Source organism: Candidatus Clostridium eludens, from assembly GCF_045310515.1.
GTDB lineage: Bacteria > Bacillota > Clostridia > Clostridiales > Clostridiaceae > Clostridium_B > Clostridium_B eludens.
The window spans coordinates 1-1,304 of sequence record NZ_JBJHZX010000121.1; the positions used below are offsets into that span (position 1 = coordinate 1).

Below are 1,304 nucleotides of genomic sequence, written 5' to 3' on the forward strand. Positions count from 1 at the left end.
TCTGCTTTATTGTACAAGAAAAGAACCTATATAAATAGTCTTTTTTAAAGTGTCTATTATATAGGTTCCATTTTAAACAATCCTGCTAGGTTTTATTTTTTTATTTAAAATCCTGGAAAAGTAAGAAGGAAATTCATTAAATCGGTATAATATGTATATCAATACAAATATTATATTGAGGTGATACACATATGGCTACTGGTTTCAATAAATCAAAAGTAGAAGAGCAGATAAAATTCATCAATGACGAACTACAAAAGGATAAAAAAATAACTGTAACGAACTTATGTAAAAAATTCAAGTTAAACAGAAGTACGCTAATAAGCAGGTTTACACGATTGAACTACAAATATGATACTAATACCCGGAAGTACGTAAAAAACATCACACCTGACGTTAAATTGATACAAGAAAAAGATATTGTTAAATCAGAAGAGATAGCTATGGATATAGATACTGATACCGATGCAAGTATAAAAGAGTTAGCTAAACATAAAGATGATATTTTAAATGTGGTTAAAGAACATCGAAATACTAATGATAAAGTATCGGATGATAAAATGATTATTGACACAGAACTTGTGGAAGGTAAAGTGGTAAATCACAATTTTAAAGTGTATGAGAATGTAAAAAAGGAAATTCAAGAATTTCAGAAACAATACCCACAGTTTAGGTTGCAAGATTTAGTTAGTACAGCATTACATCAATTTTATTTAAAACATAAAAAATGCCTTGTTAACAGTGGAAGCGAATAGATTTCTTTCTGTTCAGTTCTTCATTTGTATAATATAACCATAAAAAGAAAATAATAAAATCATTGCAAAATTCCTATAACAAGTGTATTATTACTAACAATTAACATTAAAAAATATTTAGTAATTAACACTCCAAAAAAAGTAAGTGCTTGTCATGTAGGGTACTTATTTTTTTTATTGGATTGTTTTATTATTAATTGATAAAGCTCTTCAAAATAAACACGATTATTGCATTGACAACAACTTCGATTACTAGAGAAATAAGTACCTATGATAAAATGGAACTTGCTTCTCTATTTTTTATTTGTATAAACTTGTAATTATGTTGTATGAACAGCTCCACTCAAAATTAAGTCCGTCGGATTGCCCACGGGTTATTTTATTATAGATATATTTGATTTAGAGGACATTTCAAATGTTTTAATGAAAATATACTATTAGAACATTAAACGACGTTATAAATGATCTAAACGCTATTAAGGGGGATATAGAACTTAAGGAGGATTAGTAAATGTCAAAGGCAAAAATAACAATAACAGGTCTACAAAA

At 27.2% G+C, this 1,304-nt stretch carries 1 protein-coding gene; it reads left to right on the forward strand.

Features of this window, described 5'->3' with window-relative positions; translation table 11 throughout:
* The first annotated feature begins 191 nt into the window (after positions 1-191).
* Positions 192-755 carry a hypothetical protein gene (locus ACJDU8_RS25435; RefSeq protein WP_406794982.1) on the forward strand — a complete coding sequence of 188 codons (564 nt, stop codon included), beginning with the start codon at positions 192-194 and terminating at the stop codon, positions 753-755.
* Positions 756-1,304: the final 549 nt, after the last annotated feature.